Annotated in this window: 1 protein-coding gene; it reads right to left on the bottom strand. The window is 55.6% G+C overall.

The window, feature by feature from the left end; genetic code table 11:
- A partial coding sequence (locus ACWGS9_RS36105; protein WP_459077409.1) for a type 1 periplasmic-binding domain-containing protein occupies positions 1–463 on the bottom strand: 463 nt, incomplete at its 3' end.
- Between the last annotated feature and the right edge of the window lie 24 nt (positions 464–487).

Genomic DNA, 487 nt, shown 5'->3' with positions numbered 1-487 from the left:
CCTCGGAGGCCGAAGCCAGCCTCACCGCCTCTGCTCCACCCTCAAAGCTATTTTCGCAGCGGATGACGTTTCCTCCAAGCTCGCGGCACCCACAGCTGACTTCGCGGAAACCAGCCAGCCGATCAACGATACAATCGTTGAAATCGTTGGCAACAGTAACGTGCCATATGCGACGATAGCCACGGTCAATGAGCAACCTCGTCAACTCTACGCTCGCGTTAAAATTTGAATATCCGACGACCGTGTCGATAGGCCGATCCGTTAGGTTGCAGCCTTCCACTACCGGGATTCCTGATCGTTCTAAACTGGAGCGCACCGCGGCAGAGTGGCGTACGCCTGTAACGTAGATGGCATCCGGCCTACGCGCCAATAATGCTCCGATGACCTGCAGTTCGACCTGGTCCGAGTATCCAGATGCTCCGATGATCAGGTTCATGCCATGAGAATGCAGGGCATCGGTCATGCCCTGGATCACTTCAACATGCTG

Source organism: Mesorhizobium sp. Arg314 (assembly GCF_053714275.1).
This window is presented reverse-complemented; position numbering and strand designations above follow the sequence as displayed.